The 14,165-nt window shown below is 41.8% G+C and carries 14 protein-coding genes; 12 read left to right on the plus strand and 2 right to left on the minus strand.

The features are described from left to right. Positions 1–50: 50 nt before the first annotated feature. Both KSX81_RS22760 and KSX81_RS22765 read right to left on the minus strand, forming a co-directional pair. Positions 51–1,055 (minus strand): beta-ketoacyl-ACP synthase III, encoded by a 1,005-nt coding sequence (locus KSX81_RS22760; protein ID WP_004300429.1) that lies wholly within the window; start codon positions 1,053–1,055, stop codon positions 51–53. A 432-nt stretch (positions 1,056–1,487) separates the two neighbouring features. Next, positions 1,488–1,712, minus strand: coding sequence for a DnaB-like helicase C-terminal domain-containing protein (locus tag KSX81_RS22765; RefSeq protein ID WP_004300430.1), 225 nt, complete (start codon positions 1,710–1,712; stop codon positions 1,488–1,490). A gap of 451 nt (positions 1,713–2,163) precedes the next feature. On the opposite strand from KSX81_RS22765, the gene KSX81_RS22770 reads away from it, so the two are divergent. From KSX81_RS22770 to KSX81_RS22825, 12 genes are all read left to right on the plus strand, one after another. After that, positions 2,164–2,571 carry a hypothetical protein gene (locus KSX81_RS22770; protein ID WP_004300432.1) on the plus strand — a complete coding sequence of 136 codons (408 nt, stop codon included), beginning with the start codon at positions 2,164–2,166 and terminating at the stop codon, positions 2,569–2,571. A gap of 112 nt (positions 2,572–2,683) precedes the next feature. Next, positions 2,684–3,091 carry a hypothetical protein gene (locus tag KSX81_RS22775; protein ID WP_004300433.1) on the plus strand — a complete coding sequence of 136 codons (408 nt, stop codon included), beginning with the start codon at positions 2,684–2,686 and terminating at the stop codon, positions 3,089–3,091. Positions 3,092–3,094: 3 nt separating this feature from the next. Beyond that, positions 3,095–4,399, plus strand: a complete 1,305-nt coding sequence (locus KSX81_RS22780) for a DUF3440 domain-containing protein (protein ID WP_217725677.1) — start codon at positions 3,095–3,097, stop codon at positions 4,397–4,399. Continuing rightward, complete coding sequence (locus tag KSX81_RS22785) at positions 4,396–4,938, plus strand: IbrB-like domain-containing protein (RefSeq protein WP_004300435.1); 543 nt, start codon at positions 4,396–4,398, stop codon at positions 4,936–4,938. Before KSX81_RS22780 ends, KSX81_RS22785 begins: the two co-directional genes overlap by 4 nt. 423 nt (positions 4,939–5,361) lie before the next feature. Beyond that, positions 5,362–5,661 (plus strand): hypothetical protein, encoded by a 300-nt coding sequence (locus tag KSX81_RS22790; protein WP_004318544.1) that lies wholly within the window; start codon positions 5,362–5,364, stop codon positions 5,659–5,661. A 188-nt stretch (positions 5,662–5,849) separates the two neighbouring features. After that, positions 5,850–6,215 carry a hypothetical protein gene (locus KSX81_RS22795; RefSeq protein ID WP_004300437.1) on the plus strand — a complete coding sequence of 122 codons (366 nt, stop codon included), beginning with the start codon at positions 5,850–5,852 and terminating at the stop codon, positions 6,213–6,215. 21 nt (positions 6,216–6,236) lie between these two features. Next, positions 6,237–6,809 carry a DUF3575 domain-containing protein gene (locus KSX81_RS22800; protein ID WP_004300438.1) on the plus strand — a complete coding sequence of 191 codons (573 nt, stop codon included), beginning with the start codon at positions 6,237–6,239 and terminating at the stop codon, positions 6,807–6,809. Between the two features lie 8 nt (positions 6,810–6,817). Further along, positions 6,818–8,329: a DUF3868 domain-containing protein gene (locus KSX81_RS22805; RefSeq protein WP_004300439.1), complete on the plus strand. Its 1,512-nt coding sequence runs from the start codon at positions 6,818–6,820 to the stop codon at positions 8,327–8,329. Positions 8,330–8,386: 57 nt separating this feature from the next. After that, positions 8,387–10,099 carry an Mfa1 family fimbria major subunit gene (locus KSX81_RS22810; protein WP_115484153.1) on the plus strand — a complete coding sequence of 571 codons (1,713 nt, stop codon included), beginning with the start codon at positions 8,387–8,389 and terminating at the stop codon, positions 10,097–10,099. 273 nt (positions 10,100–10,372) lie between these two features. Further along, the gene (locus KSX81_RS22815; RefSeq protein ID WP_217725676.1) at positions 10,373–11,371 is read left to right on the plus strand and encodes a FimB/Mfa2 family fimbrial subunit; all 999 of its coding nucleotides are present in this window, start codon (positions 10,373–10,375) and stop codon (positions 11,369–11,371) included. A gap of 2 nt (positions 11,372–11,373) precedes the next feature. Continuing rightward, on the plus strand, positions 11,374–12,486 hold the full coding sequence (locus tag KSX81_RS22820) for a fimbrial protein (RefSeq protein WP_004300443.1): 1,113 nt from the start codon (positions 11,374–11,376) through the stop codon (positions 12,484–12,486). A 41-nt stretch (positions 12,487–12,527) separates the two neighbouring features. After that, entirely contained in the window at positions 12,528–14,135 is a 1,608-nt protein-coding gene (locus KSX81_RS22825) for a fimbrillin family protein (protein WP_004300444.1), read from the plus strand. Positions 14,136–14,165: the final 30 nt, after the last annotated feature.

Raw genomic sequence — 14,165 nt, forward strand, 5'->3', positions numbered from 1 at the left:
GATTTTCAGTAAATCAGAGGATTTTTTATTTTGAAGATAGCGAATAATCGCTATCTCTTTTTTCCATCATATCCCCATTTCACATAGATGGCTCCCCATGCAAATCCTGCTCCAAATGCAGTAAGAATTAGGTTATCTCCTTTTTTGAATTTATCTTCAAAATCCCAGAGGCAGAGTGGGAGAGTGCCGGCACTAGTGTTACCGTATCGTTCGATGTTGACCATGACCTTTTCGACAGGAACTTCCAAACGTTGTGTTACGGCGGTGATAATACGTTGATTAGCCTGATGAGGAATTACCCAGTCGATGTTTTCTTTGCTTAGATGGTTTCTTGCAATGATAGATTCACAGGCATCAGCCATGTTGGATACTGCATATTTGAATACAGTACGTCCTTCCTGATAGATATAATGCATTTGATTATCCAATGTATAATAAGAAGGAGTACATATAGAGCCACCCGCTTTAATGTGCAAAAAAGGCAATCCTTTACCATCTGTTCTTAACACAGCATCCATAATGCCAAAATCTTCAGTAGTAGGTTCAAGCATGACAGCTGCTCCGCCATCACCGAAAATCGGACAAGTTGCCCGGTCGGCATAATTTATTATTGACGACATCTTTTCAGCGCCTACAACTACCACTTTCTTGTAATTTCCAGAACGGATAAAATTGGCTCCAGTCTCCAGTGCATATAAAAAACCGCTGCAAACAGCTTGCATGTCAAAAGCAAAAGCTCTTTTCAGTCCCAGTCTTTCACATAAAATAGAAGCCGTGGAAGGAAAGCGGTAGTCAGGGGTTGTTGTAGCTACAATTATCAGATCAATATCATCCGGATTTGTTCGGGTGCGTTTTATTAACTGTTTGACAGCTTTACGAGCTATGTAAGAAGTTCCCAGTCCTTCCTCTTTCAAAATACGTCTTTCCTTAATACCAATACGCCCCATAATCCATTCGTCGGTAGTATCTACCATTTTGGAAATCTCATCATTGGTCAAGATGTAATCGGGTACATATCCTCCGACTCCTGTAATTACTGCGTTTATTTTTTCCATTCGTTTTATCTAGTTTTGGTAAATTGAATAAGGAGGTTCATTCGAAAATCAAAAATGCGGGCGCAAATATATGGAAAAGAGACCGAATTCCAATAGTAGTTTGTGAAACTGTAGCCTTTTTAATTAATAAAAAGGAATATTTGACCAAATTTTGTCTAAATTTTTAGCAGGCAATTTTTGTTTAAATGAAAGAGTTGCTGTAAATAATTGATTCATAAGTAATTGTGAATGTTGCTCCGGTATTGCTAACTACGAAGTTTGTCAAACAACTCGTCATTGTATAAAGATGACTTATTGGTTAGAGACTATTTAAATTTTATGCAAATCATATTTTCGCTTCCTTTCTTGTCTTGCAGGTTCAAGATTTTCTTGATGACTTGCAAATGTGTGTTCTTCTAAATCCATACTGCCATCGGTAATGTATGGTAATAGTCAGTTATTCATCAAGAAAAATATTGTATATGTGAAAATATACACAGCGATATGATAACCGGCAGAAGCTGCAGTACGTGCCAGATGCAGTGCAAATGCTGTTTTACCTACCGCAGGACGGGCAGCAATAACGATCTCCTCACCGGGTTGCCAGCCGCATGTCACCCGGTCAAGGTCGGCAAATCCAGTAGTCAGTCCTGTAGCACTGTTCTTGTTGCTGGCCATGCGGGCCTCTATCAACTTATAGTGTCCTCTATGAGTTGTGACGTGGAACGGAGATGTTCGGCAGTACCACATTCATTTTCCAATCGGTCGAGGAGGGTATGGGCATTTGCCAGCGTATCGTCTATATCAGTTATCCTGATAGTTGGGAAAATAAGCCACTGCCATCTCGGATAGTACGTGGCAACCGTGAAGCAGCCAGTCAAAAGATTGATTATCCATTGTTTAAAATATTTTAGTACGCCGCAAAATTATGACTCGTTTCATTGGATGAAAAAAACGTTTTTCTGATGCTGGTAATTTAAATGTAAAATAAGTATGAATATTTTTAAATAAAAATCTAATTATTTAAACAATCTTTTCTATATTTGCATTTGATATTAAATTTTATATGACGGTTTTGTCGATTAATAATCAGTAATATCAAACCATTTATATATAACTAAATTTTATAATGTTGAAAGGAATAGAAATAATAAAAGATCGTTTACAACGAAAGCGAAAACAGTACATCCATCAGGGAGAGAAAATAGAACAAATGAAGTGTACAATGCAAAACACCGGTGAGGAAATTGAGCAACTGGAATATGTGCTTAATGAGATGGAGCATATAGCGGATGTAAATCGTGCGCCACGAGTGATTCCAAATGCTAGGGTGGAGGAGGTGTTTGCATATCTCTGCCGGGTGTTTGAGTTTTTGCAGCACCGTTTAAAGCTGCATTTCAAATATAAATTGGCATGCGAAGTCATCTTTGCCTACTATCAGTTTAAAAGTCGGTTGCATACTCCTGGACGGGAATATTTAAGCTTTGCAACTATACTGACTTACTTTAAACGTGAAAGAGGAATGGCGTATGGGTGATTTCAAAAATATCGAAATATAGAGATAATAGTGTGAAAAACAAATGTTTTAGGAACAGAAATGACGAATTTGATATTTTTTCCTTATTTTTGTGTGTCCATTTTTGAATGATATGATACAGATAATACGATTAAAAGGAAAAGACAAACACTTATATCGGCTTTTAGCGCCGATGGTGATGGATCCCGAAGTGATACGCGCAAACAATAATTACCCTTTCAAGACGGGCGAAGAGTATGTGTGGTTCATTGCGATTGAAGATAAAGAAGTGGTGGGCTTCGTCCCCGTGGAACAGAAAAGCCGGAAGAAAGCTGTAATCAATAATTATTATGTGAAGGCAGAAGGCACCGTACGGGAGGAAATCCTGTCACATCTGTTGCCCGCTATCGTTGCGGAATTTAGGCCCGAGAGTTGGTTGCTCAATTCGGTCACACTGGTACAAGATAAAGGAACATTTGAAAAGTTTGAATTTGTATCGATGGACAAGAAATGGACACGGTATGTAAAAATGTATAGATAACTTATGACGAAAAAGAAAATAGCAGGCACAAAGAATGTATATGAATTAGCACAAGAACGACTGAAAGTTATATTTAATGAATTTGATAATATATATGTGTCATTCTCCGGAGGTAAAGACAGCGGGGTACTGCTGAATATGTGTATCGATTATATCCGGAAGAATAACCTGAAGGTACGTTTGGGAGTTTTTCACATGGATTATGAGATCCAGTATAAAATGACCATCGACTATGTAGACCGGATGCTGGAGGCCAATAAGGATATTTTGGATGTATACCGGGTATGCATCCCTTTCCGTGTGGCTACCTGCACCTCGATGTATCAATCTTTTTGGCGTCCGTGGGAAGACAGCAAAAAGAATATATGGGTTCGTTCCATGCCGAAAAAGGCAATGACCAAAGAAGATTTTCCTTTTTATAATACAACCATGTGGGATTATGAATTTCAGATGCGTTTTGCGCAATGGATACATAATAAAAAAGATGCAGTGCGCACTTGTTGTCTGATCGGGATTCGTACACAGGAAAGTTTCAATCGGTGGAGATGTATCTATATGAGCCGTAAATTCCAGATGTATCATAAATATAAATGGACTTCAAAAGTAGGGAATGATATTTATAATGCCTACCCTATTTATGACTGGAAAACAACGGATGTATGGACTGCCAATGGAAAATTCCAGTGGGATTATAATGTTTTATACGATCTTTATTATCGTGCCGGAGTCAATCTGGAGCGTCAGCGTGTAGCAAGTCCCTTTATTAATGAGGCACAAGAGAGCTTGCAGCTTTACCGGGTGCTTGATCCTAATACCTGGGGTAAAATGGTGGGAAGGGTGAACGGTGTGAACTTTACCGGTATGTATGGTGGTACTCATGCAATGGGATGGCAATCGGTGAAACTTCCCGAAGGATATACATGGCGCGAGTTTATGTATTTTTTGTTGTCTACTCTGCCGGAGCGGGCGAGGAAGAATTATCTACGGAAACTTTCAGTGAGCGTGAATTTCTGGCAGACAAAAGGCGGATGCCTGAGTGATGCCACCATCCAGAAGCTGATTGATGCGAAAGTACCGATTATCGTTATGGACAACAGTAACTACAAAACGTTGAAAAAACCGGTACGTATGGAATATCAGGATGATATTGACATTCCGGAATTCAAAGAAATACCCACGTATAAGCGAATGTGCGTTTGTATTCTTAAGAATGACCATGCCTGCAAATATATGGGATTCTCACCTACAAAGGAGGAGATGAGTAAGAGAAGTCAAATTATGGAACAATATAGAATCATAGTATCATGAGTGTAGATAAAAGCCCTGTTTACGAGGTAAAAGCGGTACCCGTAGAAAAAGTATATGCGAACGATTATAATCCGAATGTCGTTGCACCGCCTGAAATGAAGTTGCTGGAACTTTCTATTTGGGAAGATGGCTTTACGATGCCATGTGTATGTTACTACAATAAAGATGAAGACCGTTATATCCTGGTGGATGGTTACCATCGCTATACGGTATTGAAAACTTCCCAACGAATCTATAAGCGTGAAAACGGTTTGTTGCCGATTGTGGTGATAGACAAAGACTTGTCTAACCGTATGAGTTCAACAATCCGGCACAACCGTGCGCGTGGAATGCATAACATTGAATTGATGTGCAACATTGTTGCGGAGCTTGATAAGGCAGGTATGTCCGATCAATGGATAATGAAAAATATTGGTATGGATCGTGATGAATTGTTGCGCCTGAAACAAATTTCAGGACTTGCTGATCTGTTTGCTAATCGCGAATTCAGTATTCCTGATGAGGTGGCACCTACGGAAACTGAGCGTAAAACCTTATAATCTGATAGTTATATATATACAGAAATTGAGCATTTTGTCATTTGGGCACAAATTATACAAGTTATTAGCTTATTTTGTTGTATAAAACAGCTAGTTATTCTGTCTAATTTGTGCCTAAGTTGTGTCTAAATGACACGAAAAACTATAACTTCCCTCTATTGTCCAAGTTTTTATGAAAGAAACTTGGGAATTTTAAAATGTTCGCATATCGAAAGAAATGAGGATATTGAGTATTTTTGTTGTGAATTTCGTAACCTTGTTGTTCGCTACCTACATAATTAGTCCCTTTATTCTAAGTTGATTCTCTGTAACAGAAATGAATACAATTTTGTATCTCCTTTAATATTCCGAAATTTGCAATATGAGATTTGGACAAAAAATATTGTCCTGAGAGAAAAGCAAAAAGAGAAGTAAGAGAGATATATGAGAAGTAGAAGAAAGTACATTAGAGAATTAATGAGAGAAATAACAAGACTTACAACCTGTTTTTTATATTTGATTTCTTTATTATCTGTGGTGGGGTGTGTGCAGGAGTTGAATGTGACCGGCACTCTCATCCAATTAACGCCAGAGGTGACAACTTGTGCGGATATATATGCCGGGTTGTTGATTAAACCATTGAGCAATCCATTGCTTGGCTCTCTGCCTTATAGTGACATTCAAGAAACTATTCCCATGAATTATATTATGTATGAGTCCGGCTTCAGAACAACACCTGTCTGAACATTCAAGGGACTTACAAAAGTCAAGACTCTTATTACAAGATACCGATAGTCACTTCCGTTGGTCTAGTGATAACATAGGTAACCATAGGTAACAGTGGGGGACTCTGACTGGTTGATGTGGTATGAAGAAGGACAAAGAGAAACAGGTGACAGGATGATGTATATCTAACATTAAAAACAGGAAATTTGGAAAAAGAAGTTCATATTAGACAAAGGAAAGCTGTTCCTGCTGCGGGAAGTACGCTTCAGCTCATGCCTACTGAAAATTCAAATTCGGAGGTATATGAAATCAATTATTTCTGCCTTACGGGCGAAGTGGATGAAAGTGCTAAAAATTGGATCCGTCTGTATTCTTCCGTAATGCCGGAGGAACATACAGGAGAAGAACGCATTATCGTTGAAGACGGTAAGATATATATTAAGGTATTGCCCAATATAGAGGCGGATTCCAGAAACGGAATCGTACATCTCACAACAATGGCGTCTTCCGTTAAAACGGGCATCAGTAATGTGCAACGCATAAAAATAGATGTTACTCAATTGGGGCAATAAATAACAGTAAATGTGATATAAATGAAGAAAGTTGCTATACTCATATTATTCATGCTCGGATGTGCTATTTCCGAGGGTTATGCCCAGAAGGTTGCGTTGAAAAGCAATCTGCTGTATGACGCTACCACTACCATGAATTTGGGGTTGGAGATCGGACTGGTGCGTAAATGGACGCTGGACATTCCGGTCAATTATAATCCGTGGAAACTTTCCGACGGCAAACGCCTCCGTCATTGGGGGATACAACCCGAAGTTCGTTACTGGTTTTGTGAGAGTTTTCGCCGTATGTTTATCGGAATGCACGGACATTATGCCGATTTCAATGTAGGAGGGTGGCCCGACTGGTCTTTTATCAGTGACAATATGCAGCATACGCGTTATCAGGGATATCTTTATGGCGGTGGCTTTTCCGTAGGATATTCGTGGATTCTGAAAAAACGCTGGAGTATAGAAACGTCTGTCGGAGTGGGATATGCGCACATTGTATATGACAAGTATCCTTGCGCTACCTGTGGTACGAGATTGAAGGAAAGCAGCAAAAATTATTTCGGACCTACCAAAGCAAGTGTGTCACTTATTTATGTAATTAAATAATAAGGAGTATGATAATAAGAAATATAGGTTTCCTTGTGTGTATGTTGGTGGTTTGCAGCCTGAATATAAACACAGCTATGGCTCAATCCCGCTCTTACGAAGGTGGCATTACCGTGAATCCGGTGCGGTTGGAACAGAAAGGTGATTTTATTCATGTCGATATAGATTTTGTTTTGAATAATGTGAAAGTGAAATCTGCCCGGGGAATGGATTTAATTCCGCGGCTGGTGACTTCCGGACGCACTCTGAATCTTCCGAAAGTTTCTATTAAAGGTCGTGACGAGTATTTGGCGTATGAGCGTGGGCTTGCGTTGATGAGCGCCAAGGAGAAGAGAAGCTACGAGAAGCCGTATATAGTGGAAAAAGCCGGAAAACTAAGAAATGATACGATTCGGTATCAATATCTGGTTCCGTTCGAATCATGGATGAAGGATGCGCGTCTGGACGTGCAGCGTGACGAATGTGGTTGCGGTGAAACGGCATTAATGAACATCGAGGAATTTGGCAAAGTGACGTTGGAACGTGTATGGACGCCTTACGTAGTGGCTCCTCAGTTTGCCTATCTGCAACCGAAAGCGGAAGAAATCAAACAACGGGATGTTCAAGCGGAATGTTTTCTGGATTTCGAGGTGAATAAAGTCAATATTCGTCCCGAATACATGAATAACCCTCAGGAGCTGGCTAAAATCCGGAAGATGATCGATGAGCTGAAGTCCGATCCGAATGTGAAAGTGAACCGTCTGGATATTATCGGTTATGCGTCTCCGGAAGGAACATTGGCAGCGAACAAACGTCTGTCTGAAGGACGTGCCATGGCGCTCCGGGATTATCTGGCATACAGATACGATTTTCCGAGAAACCAATACTACATTGTCTTTGGAGGTGAAAACTGGGACGGACTGGAGAAGGCGCTTGAAACAATCGAATTGGAATATAAAGACGAAGTGCTGGATATTATCAGGAACATACCTATTGAAAAAGGAAGAGAAACAAAACTGATGCAACTTCACGGAGGGACGCCTTACCGATACTTGTTGAAGTATATTTTCCCAAGTTTGCGTGTGGCTATCTGCAAAGTGAATTACGAAGTGAGGGATTTTAGTGTGGAGGAAGCAAAAGAGATTATCAAGACGCGTCCGCAGAATTTGAGCTTGAATGAAATGTTTCTGGTAGCTAATACCTATCCGACAGGCTCGCAAGAATTTATTGATGTGTTCGAAACGGCTGTCCGGATGTATCCGCAGAGTGAGATTGCAAATATAAATGCTGCTACTGCCGCTTTATCACGCAATGAATTGGTTTCGGCTGAACGTTATCTGGGCATGGTGAATTCGAATAAGAATTTGCCGGAATATAATAATGCTATGGGAATATTAATGTTAATGAAGGGAGATTATGAATCATCGAAGAAGTATTTGAAGTTTGCAGAGCAGTCAGGTCTGGATGCAGCTAGGGGCAATCTGGAAGAATTAGTCAGGAAGAAGGCTAATGCTGCTAAAATGAAAAAGAATGGTAAGTAGAACTTACTGATTAAGTGGGAAATTATATAAGTATTAATTCTAATATTTTTTTGTATTATGCTAAAGATTAAATCAATTTTAGTTTCGTTGCTGGTTGTTGCGGCACTGGCAAGTTGTTCAAATGAGAATCTGGAGGAAAATCCGGAGGTTGAAGGGGGAGCAGGTTATGATGTAGCTTACGTATCAATTAGTCTGACTAATCCCAAAGTGCCTGGTTCACGTGCTTCTGGTGAACAGACGGCTTTAGAGGAGGAAAGTGCGATTAATGAGCTCTATTTGATTACGTTCAATGCGAGTAAGGTGGTGACTAAGGATGAAAAGGCAACTAAGTATGCCACGGTATTGGGATCAAGTTCTTTCGGAACAAATAGTGGAGTTACGACTCCGAATACTCCGGTTAAAGTGGATCCGAATACTAAGTATTTGCTTGTTATTGCCAATCCAGGTTACCAATTAAAGGATCGCTTGGATAATCTTTCAGCGGGTGCAACCTATGCTACCATCAATGGAATGATTACAGTTCCTGAAAACAATACTAAGCCCAACAATGCTTATCTGGTAGAGGAGGTTGTACACTCCAATGGTTGTGCAATGATTAATGTCGGATTCTACGATGATTCCGATTCAGATCCATCCAATCATGCATGGGAGGATGAATGTCTGCTTGATGTATCGGATAAGATTGTTTTGGTCAGCGACTATAAATCGGAAGCGCAAGCTCAGAATGCAGCGAAAAGTAATCCGGCTACCCTTGAGATAGAACGCCTTGCTGCAAAATTGGAGGTTATGATTGGCAGTCCATTAGCAGTTGGACCTTTTGAAGATGGAACAAATGCAAGTCTAGGACAGCTTGATTTTGGAAATTGGACTATAGATTACTACAACTCCCTGTTCTTTCCTTTTGCAAAGAAGACTACCACAGCATCGTCTCATACTACCGGATTTTACAAAAGTAACTTCTATACAGTCGACCCGAACTTTACGACTGCGGGTGGAACCGAATATCTTACAGGCATTATTAAGAATACACTCGATGCTGCAACTCGCGAACCTAAGGTGGAATGGGTTGCTGAAAGTGCGACTGCAGGTGATAATTACAAATACTGTATCGAGAATACGATGGCCGCAGGATATCAGAAGTTCGGTGCGGCTACGCGTCTGGTACTTAAGGGACAGTATGCACCTTGGAAGTCTGGTGAATTTACTTTAGGAAATGACTGGTATCGTCTTCCTAACGGAACTAACTCTGTAAACTTCAAGAGTTTTGCCGACTTGCTGGCTGCTTATACGCCTGCCAAAGCTAAAGAAACAGCCTCAGACCCTATGACCGCCCAGGAGAAACTTTTAGTTTCGGCATGCGAACTGTTCTATACTCAGATAAAATCTGAACTTACCGCCAATGATCCGGGTGATTTTGCATCCCTTACGCAGGCTATTCTTGACGACAACAACATTCAGAATGGTGGTGAACTGTGTAAAAAAGAAGGTTGCATCTATTGGTATCCAAAGAGTCTCAACTATTACTACTATGAGATTCGTCATGACAATGCAGCCAATTCTTACATGGAGTATGGGAAATACGGTGTAGTACGTAATAACTATTATACGCTTACGCTGACAAAGGTGAATGGTAACGGTACACCGTGGTATCCTGGTGGTGGTCCCGAAGATCCGGATGAAGAAGAAGATATCGATAAGAAAGGTGCCTATCTCCATTTTGAGATTAAAGTTGCTCCGTGGATATACTGGACTACAAATTTCGAAATCTAAATAAATTCTTTACTTTCAAAGAAAACAGGGCAGTGCGGACTGCCTGCCCTGTACTTTTAAAATAGATATTCCGTACGGAACAGACCGCCGAAAAAAGTAAAAACAAGCCGGTGACAGGCTTCCCAAAAACAGCACTGAAATATACCGGCGCATCCGAGATGCAATGAAATGCAAAGCGCGCCCCAAAAAGAGGAAATAACCGGAGGTCACAAAATAGAGATCTCTGACAATATAAAATGGCAAACCGATAGGGTTGCCCCTAAAAGAAAAGATATGTTCGGAAAAACTAAATCGCTGTTCCTTATCGTTGCTTCGATGCTATGTATGGCTTCGTGCGACAGTATACGCGAAGACCTGCCACGGTGCGAGCTTTGGTTGGAATTTGTATTCGACTACAATATGGAATATGCGGATGCATTTAATCCGCAGGTTAAATCGGTGGATGTACTTGTGTTCGACAGCGATGATAAATTGCTTTTCACCAAAAGTGCCGAGGTTGCTGCGCTGGTTGGTGGAAGCCGGATATCGTTGACCGACGAGCTCGATTTCGGAAGTTATAAAGTACTGACCGTCGGAAGTCTGTCTGACAGATTCCGGCTTTCGGACAATGCAGGTAATAAACTGGTGCCGGGAACAACCACCCTCCAACAAGTCATTGTATCCCTGAAGCGGGAGACGGATGTTGTTAATTTCGAATTTCAGCATCTTTACTTCGGAGAAGTTGTGGAAGTGGATCACCTGCCATCCAATACCAACCATAAAGTTTATCCGGTGAACCTGATACGTGACACCAATCGGTTTAATCTCGCGTTAATGGGATATGAGGAAAATAAAGTGGATGGCACACAATATACATTTGAAATTCAGGCACCGGAAAATGCGGTTTATTCTTGGGAAAACGAACCCACAGGACAAGGGCCAATTACTTATGTGCCTTACTATACAGGTCCGGGTGAAATATCCGATGTGGTTATGTCCGCACGCCTGAATACGATGCGTTTGCTCAACAGGAGCGGATGGGATTATAAGTTTATTATAAGGGATGCGAATACCGAAGCCGAAGTCTGGAGCTACAATCTGATGACACTATTGAGCATTGCCCGGCCGGTTTCCCGTTACGACGGAACGGAACTTCCCTTTCAGGAGTATCTTGACAGGCAGAGTGAATGGAACCTGGTATTTACAGTTGTTGAAAAAAACGGAGGAGGATTCCTTCAAATTGGTATTGTCGTGGGGACCTGGATTCATTGGCTCCACGGGATGGAAGTTTAAGAATGAGAAAAAAGCTATTACATATCATTTATCTGGCATCCACCATCCTTTTGTTCTCATGTAGTAGAGAAGCTGATGTGGCTTATGAGTTGCCTGCCCATACTACCCGGGCGCAACTTAGCATCGACTTGGTGAACAATGGGGATGTGGAACAACAGGAGAAGATAAACTCCATGCGGTTTATCGTATTCGGCAGCACGCCCGGTGGCGTGAGGCTGGATGTGAATGAACACATCCTGTTGAGCACTCCGGAGACAGCTACTGATATAGATGCGCAACTTCTCGAAGTGACTTCCAGCAATGATATCCTGGTCGTAGTTATTGCCAACGAACCGCAGAGTCTCACAAGCCAACTTGACGGTATAGCTAATCTTTTGACGTTGCAAGAGATGATTTACGACATCTCCAGCATACTGAATAGTGACGGGCAGATTATTTCGGCGACCGGAATGCCTATGACAGGAGTGATCCGGGATATATCCATAGCACCCGATGAAACCAAAACAGTGCAAATGGTAATCGAACGTGCCGTAGCCCGGGTAGATGTCTTTATCGAAGCTATAGACGGCGGGGCAGTGACCGGATATACTGCCGGAAGCACCAGTGTCACCTTGCATAATTTTTCCCACGATAGCTATTTCGTGATGGGAAATGTGGGCAACGGCACGCGTGATAACGCCGACTCTTCAAAAAACTACGGAAAGGTGAAGGAAGACGTGTCGGAAAGCAATTTATTAACGCATAGCTGGACGGCTGCGACTACAGAAACTTGGGCATACTCATCGGCTCCCGGAGCTGAAAACCGGAAGTTGCTTTGCTCGTTCTACACAGCCGAACGCCTATTCAAGTCGGATTATTCCGACCGACTGTCTATCAGTATGGCTAATGTCCTAAAAGGGCCTTCGGACGTCACCGGAATAACCGGGAAAGTAATTGAAAGCGTAACAAAGGTTGACGGCACAGGTAGTCCGACAGCGCAACCTTTTACGGAGATCCGTCGGAACAACGTGTATCAGGTAACGGCACGCGTAGGAAAAATAGGTATTCAGATACTGACGATAAGCGTAGAAGATTGGGGTGAAAGACAAGACATTGATTTGGATATGGACTTGTAATATCTTTCGCTGATTGTTTTTAATTTCGGAAAAGAAGTAAGATGATAAAGACTATAAATAATATTAGGATGATTATGGCAATGGCTGTCCTTTCGGTTGTCCTCTTTTCGTGTGTCAGAGAAGAGATGACGTGTGATAAGGAATTAATTGTTGTGCAACGTATCGGTGAAGGTGGCTATGTCTACACTCGTGGTACGGTAATCTCTTCGAATACCGATCTGAAAGAAGAGACTTTCGGTCTTTACGGCTCACTGACTCCCAATGCTTCTGTTCCCCAACCATACTTCAATGCAAGTGCTACGGTTAACGCCGACCTGACAGCCACCATCTCGCCGTTGCAATATTGGCCAGGATTGTTGAATGCGAGCATGAAGTTCTTCTCCTGGTATCCGTACAGTGATGCGAATGCGCCTACTGCGAGTTTCATTGATCCCGGAGAAATGGTGCTGAATTATACAGCGAATGAATCTGCCGCCAATCATGTCGATGTATTGGCGGCTATATCGGGCCCTGTATGGGTTGAAGGTGTGAATATACACTTCTACCACACATTGACCAAGGTTACCTTTACATTCAAGAAAGTAGCTCCTGTACCGAATGAGGTGACTATCGAGAAAATAGAATTCCAGAATGTAGGAAAAAGCGGTAACCTTGCGATGACTGAAATTCCGACCACCACGACGAAAAACGGCAAACCGAAGTTTGTCTGGAGCGATGTCGTCACCGGGAAGGTCGCTTCTACTCCCATCGGTAACAAAACGGTGACCGAAGATGCCACCTTGATAGGTGATACATTCCTCATGTTGCCGACTGACGCTTTCTCCGCAACCGCCAAAATTGTTGTTACCACCAACTTTGGCGGTCGGGAATTCCTGTTCAGTGATATTCTCGCCAAGAATCCGCATTCTTGGGAATCGGGCGAGTACATCAACTACAATCTTACGATATCCAACGAAACCTATCAGCTTTCAGCTACCCCGCTTGAATGGACGGAAAGCCCGGTGAATGTAATTTTCGATAAACAGTATTATCTCAAATTATCGCAGACCAAGGTACAGACGGCTGGTGATGGGGTCACTGTCAATATAGAAGTGAAAACGAATTATGATGCTAGTCCGGATACAGGATTTCTGCCGGGGGCGTCATTAAACAAAAGTACCATGGATACGTGGCCGACAGTTAATATGACTCAGATATCTCTTTCGGAAGGAGTGTATACGTATAATATCCAGGTTGTGATGCCCAAATTTAATTCAGGAACCGGAACTAAGCGGGAAACAGGCTTTTATATCAATGCTGGTAATCTGCAGCACCATGTACTGTTGAGCCAGTGGAGAGAAGACGGAGAGTGGCTGACCTCAAACGTAGAGTTGGACAGCAACGATAATGGAACCGGAAATATGCGACGTCGCAAGATTGTTTTTACTTCGGGTAATCCGGGAATATGGGAGTGGAAGATAACCCAGATACAGGATCCGGATAAAATTCTGCTTAACAGTGAGACAATGCTCGAAACAAGTGGCGTGAGTGGTGATGCGGTTTACTTCTACTTTAGAGCCGATGCTGTGTCCGGTGATACGGCTAGACTCACACTAACCAATACGAATGGTGATAATCTGCCAATAACGGTGACATTGACCGCACCATAATGACGAATATGCAATATCAAAGTTTAAGGA

The organism is Bacteroides sp. MSK.18.37 (assembly GCF_019129155.2).
GTDB lineage: Bacteria > Bacteroidota > Bacteroidia > Bacteroidales > Bacteroidaceae > Bacteroides > Bacteroides ovatus.